This window comes from Mycobacterium sp. DL592, from assembly GCF_011694515.1.
Lineage (GTDB): Bacteria > Actinomycetota > Actinomycetes > Mycobacteriales > Mycobacteriaceae > Mycobacterium.
Genome location: NZ_CP050192.1, coordinates 3,887,321 through 3,909,159, shown reverse-complemented (window position 1 = coordinate 3,909,159; position 21,839 = coordinate 3,887,321). Strand labels below are relative to the sequence as shown.

The window sequence follows — 21,839 nt, the reverse complement described above, 5'->3', positions numbered from 1 at the left end:
GGCCTAGGCCTGCGGGCTCTTGGTGAACTCCTCGCCCGTCTCGGGGTTGATCGCGGTCTCGCCCGGCGGCAGGTTCGACAGGTCCGGTGCGATCACGGTCGGCATGTCACCGGAGTCCGGCAGACCGAACATCGGCTCCACCGCGGTGGCCGGGGTGAGGACGAGGTCCGCACTCGAGCGCCGCGACAGGGTGCGGCCCTGGAAGAAGTCCGGCGCTGTGATCCACTGCACGACCATCAGCACCACGCCCAGGACCAGTGCGCCGACGCCAACCACTGCGACCGCGCCGAACCCGAAGATGGTGACGTTGTTGCCCTGGTCATCAGTGAGCCAGTCCGGCTTGGCGTACTGGATCAGGCCGTAGATGAAGATGACCAGCAGCAGAACGCCGCCGGCGAGCGGTACCGCCCCGCGCATCACGAAGTCGCGCGTCGACTTGGTGAGGCTCTTGCGGTAGAACCAGGCGCACGCGAAGCCGGTCAGGCCGTAGTAGAACGCGATCATCAGGCCGACCGAACCGATCAGCGCGGTCAACAGGTTTCGGCTGACCAGGGTGAACAACACGTAGAACAGGATCGATACCAAGCCCATCACGATCGTGGAGACCGAGGGGGTCAGGTAGGTGCGGTGGATCTTGGCGAACGAGGTCGGCAGCGCCTTGTAGACGCCCATCGACAGCGTGGTCCGGGCCGTGGGCAGGACGGTCGTCTGGGTCGACGCCGACGCCGAGGTCAGGATCGACGCGGACAGCAACAGCAGCCCGATCTTGCCCAGAATGCTGTCGCCGAACAGTGGAGGACCGATCGCGGCGAAGACATCGGCGGAGTTCTCCGAGTTGCCCAGGCCGATGCCGTCGGTGCCGACGCCGGCGAACGCGACGGCCGAGACCGAGACCAGGGCGTAGGTGGCCAGCAGCAGGAAGGTGGAGATGACGGCGGCGCGGCCAGGCGTGCGACCCGGGTCGTCGGACTCTTCATTGCAGGCCACTGCGGTGTCCCAACCCCAGTAGATGAAGATGGCGGCCAGAATGGCCGGCGCGACGACGGTGCCGAAATCGAGGCCGCCCGGCCAGAACCAACTGAGTGACGGCGTCAGGGAGTAGCCCTCGGCCTTGTGGGTGTAGACCTTGAACAGGGCCACGGCGGAGAACACGATCAGCACCACGAGTTCGATTCCGAGCAAGCCGTACTGAATACGGGCCGAGACCTCGATGCCGCGATAACAGATATAGGTCATCACGATGATCCAGATGACGCCGGCAACCGTCGACCACAGTGTGCTGCTGGCCAGGTCTGCGGCAGAGCTCCAGCCCAGGTCGCCGACGAAGGTGAAGGAGTAGGCCCCGGCGACCTGGGCCAGGTTGGCCATCACGATCACGTCGGCGGCGATGATGCCCCAACCGCCCATCCAGCCGACCAGCGGCCCGAATGCGCGCGTCGCCCAGGTGAACGTGGTGCCGCAGTCCGGCTCGGCCTTGTTCAGCTCCTGGTAGGCGACCGCGATCATGTACATCGGGATGAACGCCAGGAGCACGATCGCCGGGGCCTTGACGCCGGCCAGCAGCGCGCCGCCACTGGCGACGATCAGGCCCAGGCTTGCTGCCAGCGAGTATGCCGGAGCGGTGGAGGCCATGCCGACGACGACGCTGGACAACAGGCCCAGCGCACCGCCCTTGAGGCCCTTGCTTTCTACTGAGGTCGAATTCCCGGCTGCACCGGGGTCGAGCGTTAGCTCGCCTTTACTCATGGCATCTCCTGCTTGAACGCCGCGGTCAGAACTAGACGAGACTACGGTTTCAGTGGCAGATGCGCGCGGAATGTGCGGAATTGTTTTCGCTGAAGTTACATGGCGACGAAATCAGTGGCTCTATCGGGCCTAATTGACGGATCAAGCGGTTTATTGGCGGTCCGCCCACGGAACCCGGCATACCTCACCCGAGCCGAAGCCCTGCTCGGTAATGCCGAGAGCGGCGTTCATCCTGGCACGCATGTTTTCCACCCCGATCTGATAGGTCAGCTCGACCACGCCCGCGGCGCCGAACCGGCGCCGGAGGTCGTCAACCTGGTCATCGGTCACGGTGTGCGGATCTGTCGTCATGGCGTCGGCGTAGGCGATCGCGGCTCGCTCGTCGTCGGTGTACAACGGGGAACTGCGGTAGTCGTCGATGTGCTTGAGGCGGTCGACGTCGAGGCCCTCGAGGCGCATCAACATCGCGCCGAAGTCCACGCACCACGAGCAGCCGACGGTGCGGGCAGTCCAGAACACCGCGAGCTCGCGGACCGAGGCGGGCAGCACGGTGGACCCTCGCGTCAGCAGACCCTCGTGTACGGAGTTGGCCAGCAACAGCCGCCGGTGGTGGGCATAGACGGCCAGCGGTTCGGGCACCTCGCCGAAGCGTCGCCTTGTCCAGCGGTACATCAGCCGAATCAACGGGGTGGCCTTGGCCGGGGGCAGTGGTTCGAGTCGTGTTGTGGTGGTCATACCCTCTAGATGCCCGGCGGCCCGGAAATGTGACACGGCGATCCGACGCAATGATGGGTTGACGGACTAACTAATCGGTTAGGGTACCCAATTGTGGATTTCGACCTCGACGCAGACCAGCTCGCCTGGTTGGCCGAGGTGCGTGAATTCCTGCGCGAGAACGTCACTGACGCGCTGCGCGCCGAGATCGCCGAGCACAACCTCGAGCACCCCGGCGGCGAGGTCGCGGCATTCCGCCGCAAACTCGGCGCCAAGGGCTGGTTCGGACTGAACTGGCCGGCCGAGTACGGCGGGCTGGGGCTGGGGCCGATATACCTGCATCTGCTGATGTCGGAGTTCGAGTACTGGGGCGCGCCGGGGCCGGATCTGACGGTCACTTCGATCGCGCCGATGATCATGAGGCACGGCACCGAACAGAACAAGCGTGAATTCCTGCCGCTGATCGCCCGCGGCGAAATGACTTGTGCCCTTGGCTATTCCGAGCCCGACGCCGGTACCGACCTGGCGTCGCTGCGGACCCGTGCGGTCCGCGACGGCGACGAGTGGGTGATCAACGGATCCAAGATCTGGAACAGCGGCGCACAGCGATCCACCCACGAGTGGTTGTGCGTGCGCACCGACCCCAGCGCGCAGCGGCACCGGGGAATCTCGGTGATCGTCGTCCCGGTGGACAGCCCCGGGGTGAAGATCCGCCCGCTGATCGCCTGGTCCGGCTACCGCACCAACGAGGTGTTCTTCGACGACGTCCGGGTGCCGGCGACCAATCTCATCGGCGAGGAGAACCGCGGCTGGTCCTACATCACCGGTGCGCTAGACCTGGAGCGCGGCGCCCTGACCAACGCCGGCGACCTGCGCCGTGCGCTCGACGAGTTGCAGGTGCTGGCGCGCATGCCGCGCCGCGACGGGACGGTGCCCATCGACAACCCCGCGGTCCGGCGCCGGCTCGCCCAGGCTGAGGCCGACGTCGAGGTCGCCGCCCTGATGGGCTACGAGGCGTCGTCGATGCTGTCCGACGGGGTGATCCCCACGGTGCAGGTCAGCGTCGAGAAGGTGTTCAGCAGCGAACTGCGCCAGCGCATCGCAGACCTGGGCATCGACCTGCTGGGCGCCGAAGGTCTTCTGGCCCACCGAAACCCGGAAGCCCCGGCGGGTGGCCGTTTCGAGAAGCTCTACCGATTCGCGCCGCTGATGCGTTTCGGCGGCGGTACCAACGAAGTGCTGCGCGACGTGATCGCCCAGCGCGGCCACGCCATGCCGTCGTACGGTCGGTGACATGAAACTCGTTGCCGGACAGGACGAACGCGACCTCGCATCGATGCTGCGTGGACTGCTGGCCACCCGCAAGGACGACACCATCCAGGCGCTGGCCGCCGCGGGCATCCTGGGACTGGGCATCTGCGAGCAGTACGGCGGATCCGGCGGAACGCTCGCCGATCTCGGCGTCTTCGCGCGGGAGGCCGGCCGGGCGCTGTGCCCGTCGTTGGTCTACAGCACCGTGATCGCCGCTCAGGCGATCGACCTGCTCGGCGGTGACAGCTCGCGCAAACGATGGCTTGCCGACCTCGCCAGTGGTGCCACCTCGGCCACTACCGCATTGTGGAACGTCTATGACGCCGCCGACGTCACCGCCACCCTGCGGGCCGACCGCACCAAACAGGGTGAATGGCGGCTCACCGGCACAGCCGATTTCGTCTCCGACGCGACCGACGCAGACCTCATCGTGGTGTCCGGGATGGACGCCTCCGGCCGGACCCTGGGATTCGTCTGCGCTCTGGACAGCCCGGGTGTGACCCAGCGGTCGCTGGCGGTGATGGGCGGTCACCACTCCTCGTGCGTGCGGTTCGACGACGTTGTTCCCGACGACGTGCTCGGCGACGGCGAGCCGTTGGGCCGCGACGAGCTTCGCCGCACCGCCAACACCGCGATCGCACTGAGCTCACTGGACCTCGTCGGTGTCGGCGAGGCCGTGCTCGACCGCACGGTGGCCTACACCTCCATGCGTCAGCAGTTCGGCAGGCCGATCGCGTCCTTCCAGGCCGCCCAGCACATCGTGGCCGACATGCACATCGCGCTGGCCGCGGCCCGGCTCGCCGCGCAGGCGGCGGTGTTCGCGCTGAGCCGAGGGCGGGTGGCGGTCCGCGAAACCGCCATCGCGCGAATGCATTCCGCCACCGCCGCCAAGTGGGCGACGTTGGACGCCCACCAGCTGCACGGCGGGATGGGCTACGTGGTCGAGACCGACCTGTATCTGTGGTCGGAGCGGGCGCGGGTCTTCTCCACCCTCGGCGGGGGAGCCGACGTTGCGGCCACCTGGCTTGACGACGACCAGGTCAGCCGCACGGCGGTGACCGACCGGCTGCGCCGCAAGGACGGGTTGTGACCGCAGACAGCCTGGTCGACGCCGATACGGCCGCTCGGGTCGGCACCGTCGCGGCCACCGCCACCGGGGATGTCCTTCGCCGGGACTGGCAGCGGTGGGCCGTGGCCGTCGGCGACGACAACCCGCTGTGGTTCGACCCGGACTATGCCCGCGCCAACGGTTATCGCGACATCATCTGCCCGCCGCTGTACCTGCAGTACGCCATCCTGGGCGTCACCCCGCGCAGCGCGCTGCGCCCGGACGGCTCCTCCGGTGCGGTGTCGGGAAGTCTCGCCTTTCCGAAGGCGCCGCGGCGGATGGCGGGCGGGGAGAGCTTCACGTTCCACCTGCCCGCCTACCACCGCGACGAGATCGAGATGGTGCGCACTGTGGAGTCGATCGTCGAAAAAGACGGTCGCTCAGGCAGGTTCGTCCTGGTCACCTGGCGCACCGTCTACCGCAACCAACACCGTCAACTGGTGGCCGAGGCCACGACGTCGATGATTGCCCGACCATGACTCAGCTGTTCTACGACGACGTCGCGCCCGGCGACAGCCTGACATCGCTCACCGTGACCGTCGACGAGACACAGATGTTCTTCTTCAGCGCCGCAACCTACAACGGTCATCGCATCCACTATGACAAGGACTGGGCGCGCGAGGTCGAGGGCTATGACGATGTTCTGGTCCAGGGCCCGCTACAGGCCGCACTGTTGGCCCGCGCCGTCACCGATTGGATCGGTGGCGCAGGCCGGCTCGTCGAGTACTCGGTGCAGAACCGTGGTGTCGCGCTTCCCGGGCAGCCGCTGACGTTCGGCGGCACCGTCACCGGCAAGCGACTTGAGCACGGCAGGGGACTTGTCAATCTCGACATCTTTGGCCGCCGGGACGCCGACATCCTGATGCCGGGTACGGCAACCGTGGAACTGCCGCTGCGCGAAGGTGTTTCCTGATGCGGCTGGCCGGTGAGGCGGCGATCGTCGGGATCGCCGAGCTGCCCGCGCAGCGCAAGCCGACCCGCCCCGAGCAGTTCACCCTCGACCAGTACGCGGCACTGGCCAAGATGGTCCTCGACGACGCGGGGCTCGACGCCGGAGTGGTCAACGGGCTGATCTCGCACGGGTTGGCCGAATCCGACATGTTCGTCCCGGCGACGCTGTCGGAGTACCTCGGGCTGCCGATCGACTTCGGTGAACGGGTCGACCTCGGCGGGGCCACCTCAGCCGCTATGGTCTGGCGTGCCGCCGTCGCCGTCGAACTCGGACTGTGTGACGCCGTGCTGGCCGTGGTGCCCGGCTCGCGCAACCTGCCGCGGTCGGCGCGACGGCCCGCCACGAACCCGAATTGGTTTGGGGCGTCGAGCAACAACTACGGATCACCACAGGCCGAGTACGAGATCCCGTACGGCAATCTCGGCCAGAACGCGCCGTTCGCGCAGATCGCGCAGCGCTACGGCGCCCAATACGGCTACGACCCGTCGGCACTGGCGAAGATCGCGGTGGATCAGCGCACCAACGCCTGCGCTCACCCGGGCGCGGTGTTTCACGGTCAGCCCCTGTCTGAGGCCGACGTGCTGGCCAGCCCGATGATCGCCGACCCGATCCACATGCTGGAGACCGTGATGCCGGTGCACGGCGGCACCGGTGTGCTGATCGCCAACGCAGACCTGGCGCGGCGCGCGCGGCATCGCCCGGTGTGGATCACCGGCTTCGGCGAGCACATCTCCTTCAAGACCATGACCTATGCCGACGATCCGATGGTCACCCCGATCGCCAGGGCCGCAGCCCGCGCGTTCGACATGGCCGGACGCACACCGGCCGACGTCGACGTGGCCTCGATCTACGACTGCTACACCATCACTGTGCTGATGACCCTGGAGGACGCCGGGTTCTGCCCGAAGGGGCAGGGTATGACGTGGATCAAGGAGCGGGACTTGACGTTTCGGGGTGACTTCCCGCTCAACACCGCGGGCGGGCAACTGTCCTACGGTCAGGCCGGAATGTCCGGTGGCATGCACCATGTCGTCGATGCCGCCCGCCAGCTGATGGGCCGCTCGGCGGCCGCACAGGTCCCCGATGCCGACGTCGCGTTCGTGGCGGGCACCGGCGGCATCATGAGTGAACAGGTTGCGCTCGTCCTCGGAGGGGACTGATGGCCGAACCGATCCCGATGCCCGAGCCGACGCCGGTATCGCAGCCCTTCTGGGACGGGCTGACCCAGCACCGCATCCTGATCCAGTACTCGCCGTCGTCGGGCCGCTACGCCTTCTACCCGCGCACCCTGGCGCCGGGCACGCTGGCCGACGATCTGGAATGGCGCGAAATCGACGGAGCGGCAACGCTATACACCTACACGATTGCCCGACGGCCGACCGGACCGCCCTGGGCCGATGCGTTGCCGCAGCTGCTCGCCGTGGTGCAGTGGGATGCCGGCCCCCGGTTTTCGACCGAGCTCGTCGACGTCGACCCCGAAGACATCCGCATCGGCATGCGGCTGGAACCGGTGTTCTGCGATGACGCCGCTTCCGGTACGACACTGCTGCGCTACCGGCCGGCATCATGATCGACACTGTCCAGGCGCTGCTGCGCGAACGGATGGCCGACGACGGCATCGCGGTGCTGTCGCCGGAGCGGAGCTGGACGTGGCGTGAGCATCTGGCCGACGCGGCCGCCGAGGCGTCGGCTCTTATCGCGATGGCCGACCCGGACCGTCCCCTGCATATCGGCGCGTTGCTGACGAATTCGCCCGCCTACACCCGGGCGATGGCCGCCGCCGCCCTGGGTGGCTATGTGCTGTGCGGTATCAACACCACCCGCCGTGGTGAAGGGCTGGTGTCGGACATCCGCCGCTCGGACTGCCAGCTGCTGCTCGTCGACAGCGACCACGCACCGCTGCTGGATGGCCTGGATCTGACCGGTCTGATCGTCGTCGACGTCACCGGCCCCGACTACGCCGCAGCCGTCGCTGCCGCCGAACCGCTTGTCCCACATCGGGAGGTCAGCGGCACCGACCCCTTCATGATGATCTTCACCTCCGGCACGAGCGGCAACCCGAAGGCGGTGCCGTTCGCCCACGCCATGAGCGTGATGTGCGGCCTGAGTCTGGCCGCCCAACTCGACATCACGGCCGACGACGTCTGTTACCTGTCGATGCCGCTGTTCCACTCCAACGGGGTGGCCGCGGGCTGGTCGGTGGCCGTCGCGGGTAAGGCGGCCATGGTGCCGGTGAAGTTCTCGGTATCGCGGCTGCTGTCCGACATCCGGCACTACGGCGCGACATTCATGAACTACGTCGGCAAGCCGCTGGCCCTGGTGCTGGCCACACCCGAGCAGCCCGACGACGCCGACAACCCGCTGCGCGTCATGTACGGCAACGAGGCCACCGACCGCGACATCGCCGAATTCTCAAGGCGGTTCGGCTGCCGCATCGTCGACGGCTTCGGCTCCAGCGAGTTCGCCGTCGTCGTCGTCCGCGAGGACGGCACGCCACCGGGGTCTATCGGCAAGGGCTGGCCGGGTGTGTCGATCTACGACCCGGAGACGCGCACCGAATGCGCCACAGCCGAATTCGACGCCGACGGAAACCTGCTGAACTTCGACGAGGCAGTCGGCGAGCTCGTGAACACCGACGGCGCGGGGCCCTTCACCGGGTACTACAACGACCCCGACGCCACCTCCGAGCGGCTGCGCCACGGCATGTACTGGACCGGCGATCTGGCCTACCGCGACGCCGACGGCTGGATCTATCTGGCCGGGCGGACCGCGGATTGGATGCGGGTCGACGGCGAGAACCTGGCGGCGGCCCCGATCGAACGGGTGCTGCAACGCATTCCGCAGGTCAACCAGGTCGCCGTCTACGCGGTGCCCGACGAGACCGTCGGCGATGCGGTGATGGCCGCCATCGTGCTGCGCCAAGGGGAGTCGTTGACGCCCAAGGACTTCGAGGATTTCCTCGCCGCCCAGCCCGACCTGTCACCCAAGGCGTGGCCGCGCTACGTCCGCTTCAATGACGACCTGCCGCACACCGCGACTAACAAGATCCTCAAGCGTGAGCTCAGTGCCGCCGGTGTGACGGCCGGCGCCGGCGTGCTCTGGGAGCGGGCGGCGCGCGCGACCAGCTATCAGGTGGTCGGCTGACGAAACCGCACAGCCGGCAGGGGTCTTGGGGGTGTCAGCGCGCGAACATCAGCGCGCGCTTGACCTCCTGGATCGCCTTGGTGACCTCGATGCCGCGCGGACATGCTTCGGTGCAGTTGAAGGTGGTGCGGCAGCGCCACACCCCGTCGACTTCGTTGAGGATCTCCAGCCGCTCGGCGGCACCCTCGTCGCGGCTGTCGAAAATGAACCGGTGGGCGTTGACGATCGCCGCTGGGCCGAAGTACGAGCCCTCGTTCCAGAACACCGGGCAGCTCGTCGTGCAGCACGCGCACAGGATGCACTTGGTGGTGTCGTCGTAGCGGGCCCGGTCGGTCGGGCTCTGAATGCGTTCGCGGGTGGGCGAATTGCCCGAGGTCATCAGGTACGGCTTGACCGCGCGGTAGGCGTCGAAGAACGGCTCCATGTTGACCACGAGGTCCTTCTCCACGGGCAGCCCGCGAATCGGCTCGATGGTGATCGTGAGCGGCTTGTCCTTCTTGGGCAGCAGATCGCGCATCAGCACCTTGCAGGCCAGCCGATTGACGCCGTTGATCCGCATCGCATCCGATCCGCACACGCCGTGCGCGCACGACCGGCGGAACGTCAGCGTGCCGTCCAGGTAGCTCTTGACGTAGATCAGCAGGTTCAGCAGCCGGTCGCTGGGCAGGCATGGCACCCGGAAGCTCTGGAATCCGGCGGCATCCGGATCCTCGGGATTGAACCGGGCGATCTTCAGCGTCACCATCACCGCGCCGTCCGGGATGGGCGGCAAGGCGGGTTCGCGGGTGTCGACCTCTGGCGCAATCGTCATGTCAGTACTTCCGCTCCATCGGCTCGTAGCGGGTCTGCACCACCGGCTTGTAGTCCAGCCGGATGTCGCTGAGCAGCTCGCTGCCTTCCTTGTAGGCCATGGTGTGACGCATGTAGTTGGTGTCGTCGCGGTTGGGGTAGTCCTCGCGGGCATGGCCGCCGCGGGATTCCTTGCGGTTGAGTGCGCCGGCCACGGTGACCTCGGCCAGCTCCAGCAGGAAGCCCAGCTCGATGGCCTCCAGGAGGTCGCTGTTGTAACGCTTCCCCTTGTCGTGCACCGAGATTCGGGCGTAGCGCTCCTTGAGCGCGTGGATGTCGGTCATCGCCTGCTTGAGGGTCTCCTCGGTGCGGAACACCGCGGCGTTGTTGTCCATCGACTGTTGCAGTTCGGTGCGGATGTCGGCGACCCGCTCGTTGCCGTGCTCGGAGAGGATGTTGCCCACCCAGTCGACGACCATGCCCGCCGGCGCCGACGGCAGGTCGACGAAGTCGTGGTTCAGTGCGTAGTTGGCGGCCGCGATCCCGGCGCGGCGGCCGAAGACGTTGATGTCGAGTAGCGAGTTGGTGCCCAGCCGGTTGGCGCCGTGCACCGACACACATGCGCATTCACCGGCTGCGTACAGGCCGGGAACCACGTTGGTGTTGTCGCGCAGTACCTGACCGTTGACGTTGGTCGGAATGCCGCCCATCACGTAGTGGCAGGTGGGGTAGACCGGCACCAGCTCGGTCACCGGGTCCACACCGAGGTAGGTGCGGGCGAACTCGGTGATGTCGGGCAGTTTGGCCTCGAGCACGTCCTCGCCGAGGTGGCGCACGTCGATGTAGACGTAGTCCTTGTGCGGCCCGGCCCCGCGGCCTTCGAGCACCTCGAGAACCATGGAGCGGGCGACGATGTCGCGCGGTGCCAGGTCGACGATGGTCGGGGCGTAGCGCTCCATGAAGCGCTCACCCTCGCCGTTGAGCAGCCGGCCGCCCTCGCCGCGCACCGCCTCGGAGATGAGGATGCCCAACCCCGCCAGTCCGGTCGGATGGAACTGGTGAAACTCCATGTCCTCCAACGGAAGTCCCTTGCGGAACACAATGCCCAGCCCGTCGCCGGTCAGCGTGTGGGCGTTCGAGGTGGTCTTGTACATCCGGCCCGAGCCGCCGGTGGCGAACACGATGGCCTTGGCGTGGAAGACGTGGATGTCACCGGTGGCCAGTTCGTAGGCGATGACGCCGGTGGCCACCGGGCCACTCGGGGTCTCGGTGAGCGCGATGTCCAGCGCGTAGAACTCGTTGAAGAACTCGACGTCGTGCTTGACGCAGTTTTGGTACAGCGTCTGCAGGATCATGTGGCCGGTGCGGTCGGCGGCATAGCAGGCCCGGCGCACCGGCGCTTTGCCGTGGTCGCGGGTGTGCCCGCCGAACCGGCGCTGGTCGATACGGCCCTCGGGGGTGCGGTTGAACGGCATCCCCATCTTCTCGAGGTCGTAGACCGCGTCGATGGCCTCTTTGCACATGATCTCGACCGCGTCCTGGTCGGCGAGGTAGTCGCCGCCCTTGACGGTGTCGAAGGTGTGCCACTCCCAGTTGTCTTCTTCGACGTTGGCCAGTGCCGCGCACATGCCGCCCTGGGCAGCGCCGGTGTGGCTGCGCGTCGGGTACAGCTTGGTCAGCACCGCGGTGCGAACCCGCGGGCCGGCTTCGACGGCCGCGCGCATTCCGGCACCGCCGGCACCGACGATGACGACGTCGTAACGATGTTCGGTAATCATGTGACCGCCCCTAGGAGATGTTCGGGTCGAAAGTCAGCAGAACGTAGGTGCCCACCACCAAGACGATGAGCATCGAAACCACCAGCAGCGAATTCAGCCAGAACTTGGTGGAGTCCTTGCGTGCGTAGTCGGAGATGATCGTGCGCATGCCGTTGCCGCCGTGCAGCTGGGCCAGCCACAACAGCAGCAGGTCCCACGTCTGCCAGAACGGGGAGGCCCAGCGCTGCGCGACATAGTTGAAGTCGATGCGGTATACCCCGCCGTCCCACATCAACCCGATGAACAGGTGACCGAGGGCAAGGAAGATCAGCACCACCCCGGAGAAACGCATGAACAGCCAGGCGTACTTCTCGAAGTTGGGCATGCCGCTGCGGCGGCGCGGGGCGCGCGGGTTGTCCAGCCCGGCCGGCCGGTCGTGGTTGCGTTCCAGGATCGGGGCCGGCGGCCCGAGCCGGCTTTCGGGCGCGCTCACAGGAACCGCTCCGCCATGTGCATGCCGATGATCACCAGCGAGGGCACCATCACCAGCAGCCACAGTCCCGCGACGGCCCACAGCATCTGGCGTTGGTAGCGGGGACCCTTCCACCAGAAGTCGATCAGGATGATCCGGACGCCGTTGAGCGCGTGGTAGAGCACCGCGGCCACCAGGCCGATCTCCATCAGGCCGATGATCGGCGTCTTGTAGGTCTCGACGACGGAGTTGTAGGCCTGCGGACTGACCCGCACCAGGGCGGTATCCAGGACGTGGACGAACAGAAAGAAGAACACGGTGGCGCCGGTGATCCGGTGCAACACCCACGACCACATACCGGGGTCGCCTCGGTAGAGGGTGCGCCGCCGCCCCGCGGATTTCTCGCGAGGGGCAGGCACTGTTGACGCGGTACTCATCACGCCTCCAACGCTGGGCCTGTCACTATTGGACTCTAACTCCGTTCATAGGGTCCGAAGAATTACGTTGTGGTGACTGAAGTCCTCCGGGGCCGGCTGCGATGAGCAGCTCGGAATGCATTCAGAAACGGTGGTGACGAGGCGAGCATGACGACGGCTATCGACTGGAAAGTATTGCAGCAGAAAGCAATTGCTGTGTCAGAGCATGCCTACGCGCCCTATTCGCAGTTCCCGGTGGGTGCTGCCGCCCTGGTCGACGATGGTCGGGTTGTCGTGGGCTGCAATGTGGAGAATGTCTCATATGGCGTAGGTCTCTGTGCCGAGTGTGCGGTGGTCTGCGCCCTTATTTCCGGTGGTGGGGGCCGGTTGGTGGCCATCGCGGTGGTCGATGCCACCGGCGCCGCACTGATGCCGTGCGGGCGCTGCCGACAGCTACTTCTGGAGCACGGCGGGCCGGAATTACTGGTCGACCACGTCGACCGACCGCGGAGCCTGGCCGAATTGCTGCCCGACGCGTTCGGGCCCGACGACCTCGACCGCGTCCGGCGGGAAAAGCCGTGACCCAGTTCACATTCGACGCGCCCGACCCGGCGTCGCGCCAGTTCGACGCTCCGACGGTCATCCGCACCAAGCGCGACGGCGGCCGGCTCTCCGACGCCGCCATCGACTGGGTGATCGACGGCTACACCCACGGGCGGGTGGCCGACGAACAGATGTCGGCCCTTCTGATGGCGATCTTCCTGAAGGGTATGGACCGCGCCGAGATCGCCCGCTGGACATCGGCGATGATCGCCTCGGGTGTGCGGCTGGACTTCAGCGATCTGCGCCGCGACGGCAAACGCCTGCCGACGGTCGACAAACACTCCACCGGCGGTGTCGGCGACAAGATCACCATCCCGCTGGTTCCGGTAGTCGCCGCCTGCGGGGCGGCCGTTCCCCAGGCTGCCGGTCGCGGGCTCGGGCACACCGGCGGCACGCTGGACAAGCTGGAATCCATACCCGGGTTCACCGCCGAGATCTCCAATGCCCAAGTGCGCCAACAACTGTCCGAGGTCGGCGCGGCTATCTTCGCCGCCGGTGAGCTGGCCCCCGCCGACCGCAAGATCTATGCCCTGCGCGATGTCACCGGCACCACGGAGTCGCTGCCGTTGATCGCCAGCTCGGTGATGAGCAAGAAGCTCGCCGAGGGTGCCGACTCGCTGGTGCTCGACGTCAAGGTCGGCCGCGGCGCCTTCCTGAAGACCGAAGCCGAGTCGCGCGAGCTGGCGGCCACCATGGTGGAACTGGGCCGCGCCCACGGGGTGCCGACCCGGGCGCTACTCACCGATATGAATGTCCCGCTGGGCCGTACGGTCGGCAATGCGCTGGAGGTCGCCGAGTCGCTGGAGGTGCTGGCTGGTGGCGGGCCCGCCGATGTGGTGGAGCTGACGATCCGGCTGGCCGCGGAGATGCTCGAGCTGGCCGGGGTCGACCGGTGCGATCCGGCGCAGACCTTGCGCGACGGCACCGCGATGGACCGGTTCCGGGCACTCGTGGCCGCCCAGGGCGGCGATGTCGACGCCCCGCTACCGATCGGTGCCCATTCCGAAACCGTGACGGCACCCACGGGCGGCACAATGGGGGATATCGACGCGATGGCGGTGGGGCTGGCAGTGTGGCGGCTCGGCGCAGGCCGTGCCAGCGCGGGGGAGCGCGTGCAATCCGGGGCCGGGATGCGCATCCACCGCAGGCCGGGTGAGCCGGTCATCGCAGGTGAGCCGCTATTCACGCTCTACACCGACACCCCGGACCGCTTCCCCGGAGCGCTGGCCGAACTGGACGGCGGCTGGAGCATCGATGCCACTGTGTCCATCCCCGGGTCGCTGCGCTCCTGCCCGCCGGTGCAGCCTCGCCCCCTGATCATCGATCGGATCGTCTGATGACCACACCGCTGACCCTGGACATGATCGGCCAGGCACCCAAGGCCCTGCTGCATGACCACCTCGACGGCGGGCTGCGGCCCTCGACCGTCCTCGACATCGCCGGCCAGATCGGATACGACGGGCTGCCCGCCACCGACGAAGCCGCCCTTGCGACGTTCTTCCGCACCGCCGCGCACAGCGGCTCACTGGTGCGCTACCTCGAACCGTTCGCCCACACCGTGGCCGTCATGCAGACGCCGGAGGCGTTGCACCGGGTCGCCTTCGAGTGTGTGGAGGACCTGGCCGCCGACAACGTCGTCTACGCCGAGGTGCGGTTCGCCCCCGAATTGCACATCGACGGCGGCCTGTCACTCGACGACGTCGTCGACGCCGTGCTGGCCGGATTCGCCGACGGGGAGAAGGCGGCGGCCGCCGGAGGACACCCGATCGTGGTGCGCTGTCTGGTGACCGCGATGCGGCATGCGGCGCGGTCGCGCGAGATCGCGGAGCTGGCCGTGCGGTTCCGCGACAAGGGTGTGGTCGGCTTCGACATCGCCGGTGCCGAGGCCGGGTATCCGCCCACCCGGCATCTGGATGCCTTCGAATACATGCGCGCCAACAATGCGCGCTTCACTATTCATGCGGGGGAGGCATTCGGCCTGCCGTCCATTCAGGAGGCGCTGGCGTTCTGCGGGGCCGACCGGCTCGGGCACGGGGTGCGCATCGTCGACGACATCGAAGTGGCACTCGACGGGACCGCGGTGCTGGGCCCGCTGGCGGCGATCCTTCGGGACAAGCGGATCCCGCTGGAGATGTGCCCGAGTTCCAACGTGCAGACCGGGGCGGTGGACAGCATCGCCAGCCACCCCTTCGACCTGCTGGCAAGGCTGCGATTCCGGGTCACCGTCAACACCGACAACCGGCTGATGAGCGACACCACCATGAGCCAGGAGATGTTCCGCCTGGTCGAGGCCTTCGGCTACGGATGGAGTGACCTCGAACGGTTCACCATCAACGCGATGAAGTCAGCGTTTCTGCACTTCGACGAACGGCTGGCGATCATCGACGAGGTGATCAAGCCCCGCTACGCGGTGCTGATAGGCTAGAACGGCGGTGGCTTCGCACCGGGCACTCGCGCAATTGAGCACCATTCGTTACCATAGCTGAGCTGCGGTGATGCCGTCCTTGGCTACTACTCCAGGTACCTTTGTCTGATGCCCATACGCGCCGCACTCAAGCGCGTGTTCCCGCACAACGTCTTCACGATGCTGGGCCGGTTCATCGTCCGCCATCCGGTCCTTGTGATCGTGGCGTGGGTTGCTGCTGCCGTGGCACTGCTGACGTTCGTCACCCCCCTGTTCACGGTGGCCGCCAGGAACTCCCCGGACTTCCTTCCCAAGACCGCGCCCGTGCTCGTCGCGGGCAAACAGATGCAGGAGGCATTCAAGGAAGCCGACACCAGTAACTTCGCTGCGATCATCCTCAGCAACGACGCGGGTCTGGGCCCCGAACAGGAGGCCACCTACCGCAATCTCGTCGCCAAGCTCAAGGAAAACCCGAAGGTGTCGTCCGTTCAGGACTTCATCAACACCCCGGAGCTGCGCGAGGTCATGACGAGCAAGGACCAGAAGGCGTGGAACCTTCCGGTCAGCATGTCCGGGACCATGGGCACCCCGACGGGCCAGGAGGCCTACCGCGAGGTCCTCAAGACCGTCAAGGAGGCGACGGCCGGCTCATCGCTGCAGGTCAACGTGGTCGGTGGCTCCGCGACGATGGAAGACATGAACCAGATCGGTGTCAACGATCAGCACATGATCGAGGGTGCCACGGTGATCATGGTCTTCGGCATTCTCATCCTGGTTTATCGAAGTTTCGTGGCCATGGTCATGCCGCTGCTGACCATCGGCATCTCGCTGGTCGTCGCCCAGCAGTTGGTGGCCATCCTCGGTGAGCACGGGCTGGCCATCGGCTCCCAGACCATCATGATCATGACCGGCATGATCATGGGTGCCGGCATCGACTATGCCGTCTTCCTGTTCAGTCGATATCAGGAGATCATGAAGACCGGCGTCTCCTCAGATGACGCCCTCGTCGACGCCCTGCACTCCATCGGTGAAGTCATCGCCGGCTCGGCGGGAACCGTCGCTCTGACCTTCCTGGGCATGTCGTTCACCAAGCTCGCGGTGTTCGCCACGGTGGGTCCGGCCATGACCGTCACCATCGCCATCGGCTTCCTGGGCGCCATCACCCTGCTGCCCGCGTTCATCGTGATCGCCGGGCGCCGTGGCTGGATCAAGCCCCGCAAACGCGACCTCACCGGAAAGTTCTGGAAGCGCTCGGCGGTGATGATCGTGCGCAGGCCGCGCGCGCTGCTGACGACCAGCCTCGTCATCCTGCTCGGCCTGGCCGCCTGCGCCCTGCTGACCAACTTCAATTACGACGACCGCAAGAACCTGCCGCCCGATTCAGCGAGTAACCGGGCCTACGAAGTGATGGACAAGCACTTCCCGATCAGCAGCACCCTGCAGCAGTTCCTGTTCATCCAATCGCCCAACACCGACCTGCGTACCCCCAAGGCGCTGGCCGACATGGAACAGATGGCCCAGCGGATCTCCCAGCTGCCCAACATCGACATGATCCGCGGCATCACCCGGCCCACCGGGCAGATGCTCGAGCAGGCCAAGGCCACCTGGCAGGCCGGTGAGGTCGGTACCAAGCTCGGCGATGCCTCCAATCTGATCTCGAGCAACGATGACAAACTGTCGCTGCTCACCGGCGGCGCCGACAAGATGGCCGACGTCCTGGACCAGATCCGCAATCAGCTCGTCGGGTCGCTGGCCAGTGTCCGCAGCCTGGCCTCCGCACTCGATGCCATGTCGCAAAAGGTCGGTGGCACAACCACACTTGACCAGATCGACAAGACCGCCGCGCTGATGAAGAACATGCGGTCCCTCGGCGACGCGCTGGGGCTGAACATGACCCAGATCACCGACGTCACCGGATGGGCGCAGCCAATGCTCAACGCGCTCAACCAAAGTCCGGTCTGTGACGGCGACCCGGCGTGCGTGAACTCCCGGGCCGATCTGCAGAAGATCGTCGACGCGAGCAACTCCGAGGCGTTCGCCGCCATCGCCGACATCGGCCGCCAACTGCAGGCCACCGAGGGCAATCAGAAGCTCGACGACCTGGTGAGCGGTCTGAGCAAGAACATCCAGCGGGCCACCGCCGCCGCCCGCGCGCTCGGTGTCGGTGAGCCCGGCGGGGTGGAGAAGAAGCTCAACGAGACTGTCGACGGCGCCAATCTGCTGGCCGACTCGAGCCGTCAGCTGGCGATGGGTGTCCAACTGCTCGTCGACCAGACCCGAAACCTGGGCAACGGTCTGGACCAGGCCTCGGCCTTCCTGCTTGCGATGAAGCGCGAGGCGGCTGACCCGCCGATGTCGGGCTTCTACATTCCGCCGCAGATTCTGTCGCAGGAGGAGTTCAAGAAGGCCGCCAAGATCTTCATCTCCGACGACGGTCACTCGGCCCGCTACCTGGTGCAGACGGCTTACAACCCGTTCAGCGCCGAGGCGATGAACCAGATCCACGACATCCTGCGGATCGCCAACGACTCCCGGCCCAACACCACACTCGCCGACGCCAAGATCTCGATGGTGGGGCTCTCGGCGGTCAACGCCGACCTGCGCTCCTATTACAACTGGGACTTCCGCTTCATCATGATCATGACTCTGTCTGTGGTGTTCGTGATCCTCGTCGTGGTGCTGCGCGCACTCGTCGCTCCGTTGTATCTCGTTGCCTCGGTGGTCATTTCGTACGCCGCGGCACTCGGTATCGGCGTCATCGTGTTTCAGTTCATCCTTGGTCAGGGTCTGTCCTGGGGTGTGCCGGGCATGGCCTTCATGGTTCTTGTCGCCGTCGGTGCCGACTACAACCTGCTGCTGATATCCCGCATCCGGGACGAAGCGAAGTACGGTGTGCGCTCGGCGGTGATCCGTACCGTGGGCGCCACCGGCGGCGTCATCACCTCCGCCGGCCTGATCTTCGCGGCCTCCATGCTCGCCTTCACCTTCAGCAGCATCCTGACCGCGGTGCAGATGGGCTTCGTGATCGGTGTCGGCCTGCTGCTGGACACCTTCGTCGTGCGAACCCTCACCGTGCCCGCGATGGCCGTCTTGGTCGGTGAGAAGAACTGGTGGCCGTCCAAGCCGCCCAGCGTCAGGTATCAGGAGAAGAAGAAGGCCGCCGCCAAAGCCGCCAAAGCCGCCGCAGCTGCCGCGGTGGCGGGCGGGGGAGGCGTCGCCCTGCTGGAACGCGACGGTGATATCGAGGAGATGCCCGAGGAGTGTGAGCTCGCCGCCGCCGAGGTGCTCGAGTCAGTCCTCGAGGACTTCCCGCAGCCGACCGGCGAATATCCCTGTCTCCCTGAGCGCATCGCGATCACCGAGACCGACGGCAACCCGGCCCGCTAGAAACGGGCCACGCCTCACTCGGGGCGCAGCCGCGACTCCACGAACCGCTCGATCTCTTCCCAGTCTTTCACCGCTGCCGCATATGGCGGGCCGGGGCGCGGGTTCTCGTCGGGCTCGAGCACGTGGTTGAACAACCTGCCCAGCGGCTTGTCGTCGGCCAGCAGCCGGTCGACGGTGTCCTCTTCGGAGTAGTCGCCGATATCGCGCAGCAACTCCACGGCCAGGTCGAGCTGGTCACGATCGATCGCGTCGGGCCCGTCGGCGATGTCGTCCACCAGTCCGGTCAGCACGTAGATGTTGTCGTCGGTGACCTCCACCCGCAGCGAGCCGTCGGTGGCCGCGGTGCGGATGTCGTCGTAGGTGCTCAGATCGGACAGGTCGTGGTCATGTTCGTCGGCCAGGTAGCGGGCCAGCGTCCGCTCCGAGGGGAACACACTGATGCGGCCGTTGCGGCCCAGGAAGATCGGCCGGTCGTCGAAGTAGCAGCGCAACGTGTAGAGCGTGCCCGAGCCGGTCATGATGCGCACGGGGTCGATGCCAACCTCGGCCCAGAACTCCTCGTCGCTGCCGAGCACTACCTTGTGCGCCGGTGCGACCACGGCCGCGGCTTCAGAATCCTCGGCCTCCTCGTCGGAGGCGTCGGCGTCGTCGAGTTCTTCGACCTCTTCCTCCTCGTATGGTTCCTCGAGTTCCTCGGCGGCCAGCTTCGAGGCCTTCTCGTCGACCTCGGGCGTCGCGATCACCTCGTCGACGGCCGCCAGTACACCGTCCCAACCGCGCGCCACGATGTCACCGATGACGCTCCAGCGCTTCAGCCCGGACTTGCCGGTGAACTGCTCGATGCCGCCGGAGACCAGACCCAGGTTGGGATTGCCGTTGAAGAACCGGGTCACCGCGGGCAGCTCGCAGACCGAGCCGATCGACGACACCACGGCCAGCGTGTTCGTCAACGCGGTCACCGACTCCTCGGTGGGCTTGTCGGCCAGCAGCTCCTCGACCGCGATGAGGTCGGCTACGCCCGAGGGGCCGGGGTTGAGCTTGTGGGCGTTGGCCGTGGTCAGGGCCTCCCACGCGGGATGGTCGGTCAGGTCGTTGTCGGTGTTGGTCCGCACGAAGGCGGCCAGGTCGGCCACTGACTCGAAGGCGTAGAGATCGTCGTCTTTGCCCAGGAACGCCTCCCACTCGTCGCCGGCGTCGCGCCAGCGGGGCGCCCACAGGGTGTACAGGTCACCGGCGGTCACGCTCAAGCGGACCGGAACGAGCTCAGCAGACATGCCGCACAGCCTAACGACGCTCCCTGACCGGTAACCTGCCCCCGTGGCCAGACTGCGTCGCGTGTTGGCTGTGGTAGCGGTGGCTCTCGTCATCGCGCCCGGCATCGCCGGGTACTTCCTGTTCACCCGGTCGCATGCCGATCCGCTGGTCAAGGCCGACGCGATCGTCGTCCTCGGCGGCGAGAACGACGGCCGCCTGCAGTACGGGCTGAGCCTGGCGAAGCAGGGTTACGCAAGCACCGTCGTGCTGTCCAACTCCTACGAGAACGACCCGCAAGCCAGCGCGGAGTTCGCCCAGGCCTGCGCGTCGGGCACCGCGACGATCACGGTCGTGTGCTTTCGCCCGGACCCGTACACCACTCGCGGTGAGGCGATGTTCACGGCGCGACTTGCCAAGGAACGCAACTGGACTCACGTGATCGTGGTGTCGTGGAACTTCCACATGGTCCGGGCCCGCTACATCTTCGACCAGTGCTTCGGCGGAACGGTCACGATGGCGCCGGTGCCGAGGACCTACGACTACTCGCTGCCGCGCTGGGTCGTGACCTACACCTACCAGTACTTCGCCTTGGGCAAGGCCCTGCTGGTGGGGTGCTGAAAATCACAGCACTGAGTCGACCACCGCGCGCATCTGCTCGCGGAACCGGGCGTGCGAGAACTGCTCAGCATGTTTGCGCACCTGCTTGCTGTCGAACTGGGTGCCATCGAACGTGCGCAGCGCTTCGGTGAAACCGGCGACGATCTGACGATCGGTTCCCGGCTCGACCAACTGGCCGCTCAGGCCCGGCACCACCGAGTCCAAGGCTCCGCCGGCTCCGGTCGCGATCACCGGCGTGCCGCACGCCATCGACTCCACCGGCACGATGCCGAAGTCCTCGATGCCAGGCATCAGCAGTGCGCGGGCCCGCCGTTGCAGTCTCAGCATCTCCTCGTCGGACACCCGGCCCAGGAATATGGTCTTCGGTCCGGCGACGGCCTGGCATTCCGCCAGCCTGCGTCCCTCCCCGGCGACCACCAGCGGAACCCCGGCGGCATTCGCTGCGGCGATGGCCAGATCTGGCCGCTTGTAAGGCACCAGCCGACCGGCGAGTAAGAAGAAGTCCTCGCGCTCGCCGGTGTCGTCGGGGGTGAACAGGTCGGTGTTGACGGGCGGATGTACGACGGCGGCGTCGCGCCCCCACCATCGGCGGATCCGCGCCGCAACTTCGGACGAGTTCGCCACAATCTGGGTGAGCTTCGGTGCCGCCTGTGCCTCTGCACGGCGGATAAGGGCGGCTAATCCGGTCAACGCGGTGCGCCCAGCGAACCCCGATGCCTCACCCTCACGCATCGCGGGGTCCCACGCCCAGCGGGCCGGCGAATGCACATAGGCCACCGTCGGCCGGTCAGTGGTGGCGTGGACGGCGGACAGGGCGGCGGAATGGTGACTGATGACGACGGCGTCGACGTCACCGAAGTCCATGTGCTTGAAGGCCGGTATGAACGAGGGTAAAAGCACGGCGTGGGATCGGCGGCCGATGAGCCGGTGCACCCGATCGGCCGGGGTGACCGCGGCGCGGCCCTGCATCGCGCCACGGTCGGAACCCGGGGCGGCGATCGGCACGTGGATTCGCGCCGACGGCCATTCGGCGGCGAGCTGTTCGACCACCTGCTCGGAACCGGCAAACTCTGTCAGGCGCTCATGGACGATCGCGATCGTCGGTGCGCTGTTCACCGGCTAAGCCTAGCCTGCCCGGAACCATCGTTGCTCGCTAGGATGGCG

At 66.8% G+C, this 21,839-nt stretch carries 20 protein-coding genes; 12 read left to right on the top strand and 8 right to left on the bottom strand.

All coding sequences use genetic code 11. The features are described from left to right. Positions 1 to 3 precede the first annotated feature (3 nt). On the bottom strand, positions 4 to 1,746 hold the full coding sequence (locus HBE64_RS18810) for an APC family permease (RefSeq protein WP_167105542.1): 1,743 nt from the start codon (positions 1,744 to 1,746) through the stop codon (positions 4 to 6). A 150-nt stretch (positions 1,747 to 1,896) separates the two neighbouring features. Beyond that, the gene (locus HBE64_RS18805; protein ID WP_167105539.1) at positions 1,897 to 2,481 is read right to left on the bottom strand and encodes a carboxymuconolactone decarboxylase family protein; all 585 of its coding nucleotides are present in this window, start codon (positions 2,479 to 2,481) and stop codon (positions 1,897 to 1,899) included. 93 nt (positions 2,482 to 2,574) lie between these two features. Between HBE64_RS18805 and HBE64_RS18800 the strand changes: the two genes are divergently transcribed. From HBE64_RS18800 to fadD1, 7 genes are read left to right on the top strand one after another with little or no spacing between them, the layout of a single operon-like run. Then, positions 2,575 to 3,753: an acyl-CoA dehydrogenase family protein gene (locus HBE64_RS18800; protein WP_167105536.1), complete on the top strand. Its 1,179-nt coding sequence runs from the start codon at positions 2,575 to 2,577 to the stop codon at positions 3,751 to 3,753. Between the two features lies 1 nt (position 3,754). Further along, a complete protein-coding gene (locus tag HBE64_RS18795; RefSeq protein ID WP_167105533.1) occupies positions 3,755 to 4,861 on the top strand; it encodes an acyl-CoA dehydrogenase family protein in 1,107 nt (368 codons plus the stop codon). Next, positions 4,858 to 5,358 (top strand): MaoC family dehydratase N-terminal domain-containing protein, encoded by a 501-nt coding sequence (locus tag HBE64_RS18790; protein WP_167105530.1) that lies wholly within the window; start codon positions 4,858 to 4,860, stop codon positions 5,356 to 5,358. The genes HBE64_RS18795 and HBE64_RS18790 overlap by 4 nt, the downstream gene beginning before the upstream one ends. Next, positions 5,355 to 5,792, top strand: a complete 438-nt coding sequence (locus tag HBE64_RS18785; RefSeq protein WP_167105527.1) for a MaoC/PaaZ C-terminal domain-containing protein — start codon at positions 5,355 to 5,357, stop codon at positions 5,790 to 5,792. The genes HBE64_RS18790 and HBE64_RS18785 overlap by 4 nt, the downstream gene beginning before the upstream one ends. Continuing rightward, on the top strand, positions 5,792 to 6,991 hold the full coding sequence (locus tag HBE64_RS18780; protein ID WP_167105524.1) for a thiolase family protein: 1,200 nt from the start codon (positions 5,792 to 5,794) through the stop codon (positions 6,989 to 6,991). The genes HBE64_RS18785 and HBE64_RS18780 overlap by 1 nt, the downstream gene beginning before the upstream one ends. Then, entirely contained in the window at positions 6,991 to 7,401 is a 411-nt protein-coding gene (locus HBE64_RS18775) for a Zn-ribbon domain-containing OB-fold protein (RefSeq protein ID WP_167105521.1), read from the top strand. The genes HBE64_RS18780 and HBE64_RS18775 overlap by 1 nt, the downstream gene beginning before the upstream one ends. Then, positions 7,398 to 8,975, top strand: coding sequence for a fatty-acid--CoA ligase FadD1 (gene fadD1 / locus HBE64_RS18770; protein ID WP_167105518.1), 1,578 nt, complete (start codon positions 7,398 to 7,400; stop codon positions 8,973 to 8,975). Before HBE64_RS18775 ends, fadD1 begins: the two co-directional genes overlap by 4 nt. A 34-nt stretch (positions 8,976 to 9,009) precedes the next feature. On the opposite strand, the gene HBE64_RS18765 is transcribed toward fadD1, so the two are convergent. From HBE64_RS18765 to sdhC, 4 genes are read right to left on the bottom strand one after another with little or no spacing between them, the layout of a single operon-like run. Further along, positions 9,010 to 9,786, bottom strand: a complete 777-nt coding sequence (locus tag HBE64_RS18765) for a succinate dehydrogenase iron-sulfur subunit (protein ID WP_167105515.1) — start codon at positions 9,784 to 9,786, stop codon at positions 9,010 to 9,012. Between the two features lies 1 nt (position 9,787). After that, the gene (sdhA, locus tag HBE64_RS18760; protein WP_167105512.1) at positions 9,788 to 11,542 is read right to left on the bottom strand and encodes a succinate dehydrogenase flavoprotein subunit; all 1,755 of its coding nucleotides are present in this window, start codon (positions 11,540 to 11,542) and stop codon (positions 9,788 to 9,790) included. Positions 11,543 to 11,552: 10 nt separating this feature from the next. Further along, on the bottom strand, positions 11,553 to 12,014 hold the full coding sequence (locus tag HBE64_RS18755) for a succinate dehydrogenase hydrophobic membrane anchor subunit (protein ID WP_167105509.1): 462 nt from the start codon (positions 12,012 to 12,014) through the stop codon (positions 11,553 to 11,555). Beyond that, positions 12,011 to 12,430, bottom strand: a complete 420-nt coding sequence (sdhC, locus tag HBE64_RS18750) for a succinate dehydrogenase, cytochrome b556 subunit (RefSeq protein WP_167105506.1) — start codon at positions 12,428 to 12,430, stop codon at positions 12,011 to 12,013. Before sdhC ends, HBE64_RS18755 begins: the two co-directional genes overlap by 4 nt. 147 nt (positions 12,431 to 12,577) lie before the next feature. On the opposite strand from sdhC, the gene HBE64_RS18745 reads away from it, so the two are divergent. From HBE64_RS18745 to HBE64_RS18730, 4 genes are all read left to right on the top strand, one after another. Then, on the top strand, positions 12,578 to 12,991 hold the full coding sequence (locus HBE64_RS18745) for a cytidine deaminase (RefSeq protein WP_167105503.1): 414 nt from the start codon (positions 12,578 to 12,580) through the stop codon (positions 12,989 to 12,991). Continuing rightward, the gene (locus HBE64_RS18740; protein WP_167105501.1) at positions 12,988 to 14,349 is read left to right on the top strand and encodes a thymidine phosphorylase; all 1,362 of its coding nucleotides are present in this window, start codon (positions 12,988 to 12,990) and stop codon (positions 14,347 to 14,349) included. The genes HBE64_RS18745 and HBE64_RS18740 overlap by 4 nt, the downstream gene beginning before the upstream one ends. Continuing rightward, the gene (locus tag HBE64_RS18735; RefSeq protein ID WP_167105498.1) at positions 14,349 to 15,437 is read left to right on the top strand and encodes an adenosine deaminase; all 1,089 of its coding nucleotides are present in this window, start codon (positions 14,349 to 14,351) and stop codon (positions 15,435 to 15,437) included. Before HBE64_RS18740 ends, HBE64_RS18735 begins: the two co-directional genes overlap by 1 nt. Before the next feature lie 108 nt (positions 15,438 to 15,545). Next, positions 15,546 to 18,803, top strand: a complete 3,258-nt coding sequence (locus HBE64_RS18730; protein WP_167105495.1) for an RND family transporter — start codon at positions 15,546 to 15,548, stop codon at positions 18,801 to 18,803. A 14-nt stretch (positions 18,804 to 18,817) separates the two neighbouring features. Here the strand turns inward: HBE64_RS18730 and HBE64_RS18725 are convergent, their stop codons facing one another. Beyond that, on the bottom strand, positions 18,818 to 20,077 hold the full coding sequence (locus tag HBE64_RS18725) for a primosomal protein (RefSeq protein WP_167105490.1): 1,260 nt from the start codon (positions 20,075 to 20,077) through the stop codon (positions 18,818 to 18,820). A 43-nt stretch (positions 20,078 to 20,120) separates the two neighbouring features. Here HBE64_RS18725 and HBE64_RS18720 point away from each other — a divergent pair, with 43 nt between their 5' ends. Beyond that, positions 20,121 to 20,675: a YdcF family protein gene (locus tag HBE64_RS18720; RefSeq protein ID WP_167105487.1), complete on the top strand. Its 555-nt coding sequence runs from the start codon at positions 20,121 to 20,123 to the stop codon at positions 20,673 to 20,675. A 3-nt stretch (positions 20,676 to 20,678) separates the two neighbouring features. Here the strand turns inward: HBE64_RS18720 and HBE64_RS18715 are convergent, their stop codons facing one another. Then, positions 20,679 to 21,791, bottom strand: coding sequence for a glycosyltransferase (locus HBE64_RS18715; protein WP_167105484.1), 1,113 nt, complete (start codon positions 21,789 to 21,791; stop codon positions 20,679 to 20,681). Positions 21,792 to 21,839 lie beyond the last annotated feature (48 nt).

What these genes read in the sequence shown, in the direction of transcription:
- HBE64_RS18810 (WP_167105542.1), bottom strand. Translation starts at nt 1,746, where the DNA reads ATGAGTAAAGGCGAGCTAACGCTCGACCCCGGTGCAGCCGGGAATTCG.
- HBE64_RS18805 (WP_167105539.1), bottom strand. Translation starts at nt 2,481, where the DNA reads ATGACCACCACAACACGACTCGAACCACTGCCCCCGGCCAAGGCCACC.
- HBE64_RS18795 (WP_167105533.1), top strand. Translation starts at nt 3,755, where the DNA reads ATGAAACTCGTTGCCGGACAGGACGAACGCGACCTCGCATCGATGCTG.
- HBE64_RS18785 (WP_167105527.1), top strand. Translation starts at nt 5,355, where the DNA reads ATGACTCAGCTGTTCTACGACGACGTCGCGCCCGGCGACAGCCTGACA.
- HBE64_RS18780 (WP_167105524.1), top strand. Translation starts at nt 5,792, where the DNA reads ATGCGGCTGGCCGGTGAGGCGGCGATCGTCGGGATCGCCGAGCTGCCC.
- HBE64_RS18775 (WP_167105521.1), top strand. Translation starts at nt 6,991, where the DNA reads ATGGCCGAACCGATCCCGATGCCCGAGCCGACGCCGGTATCGCAGCCC.
- fadD1 (WP_167105518.1), top strand. Translation starts at nt 7,398, where the DNA reads ATGATCGACACTGTCCAGGCGCTGCTGCGCGAACGGATGGCCGACGAC.
- HBE64_RS18765 (WP_167105515.1), bottom strand. Translation starts at nt 9,786, where the DNA reads ATGACGATTGCGCCAGAGGTCGACACCCGCGAACCCGCCTTGCCGCCC.
- sdhA (WP_167105512.1), bottom strand. Translation starts at nt 11,542, where the DNA reads ATGATTACCGAACATCGTTACGACGTCGTCATCGTCGGTGCCGGCGGT.
- sdhC (WP_167105506.1), bottom strand. Translation starts at nt 12,430, where the DNA reads ATGAGTACCGCGTCAACAGTGCCTGCCCCTCGCGAGAAATCCGCGGGG.
- HBE64_RS18745 (WP_167105503.1), top strand. Translation starts at nt 12,578, where the DNA reads ATGACGACGGCTATCGACTGGAAAGTATTGCAGCAGAAAGCAATTGCT.
- HBE64_RS18735 (WP_167105498.1), top strand. Translation starts at nt 14,349, where the DNA reads ATGACCACACCGCTGACCCTGGACATGATCGGCCAGGCACCCAAGGCC.
- HBE64_RS18730 (WP_167105495.1), top strand. Translation starts at nt 15,546, where the DNA reads ATGCCCATACGCGCCGCACTCAAGCGCGTGTTCCCGCACAACGTCTTC.
- HBE64_RS18725 (WP_167105490.1), bottom strand. Translation starts at nt 20,077, where the DNA reads ATGTCTGCTGAGCTCGTTCCGGTCCGCTTGAGCGTGACCGCCGGTGAC.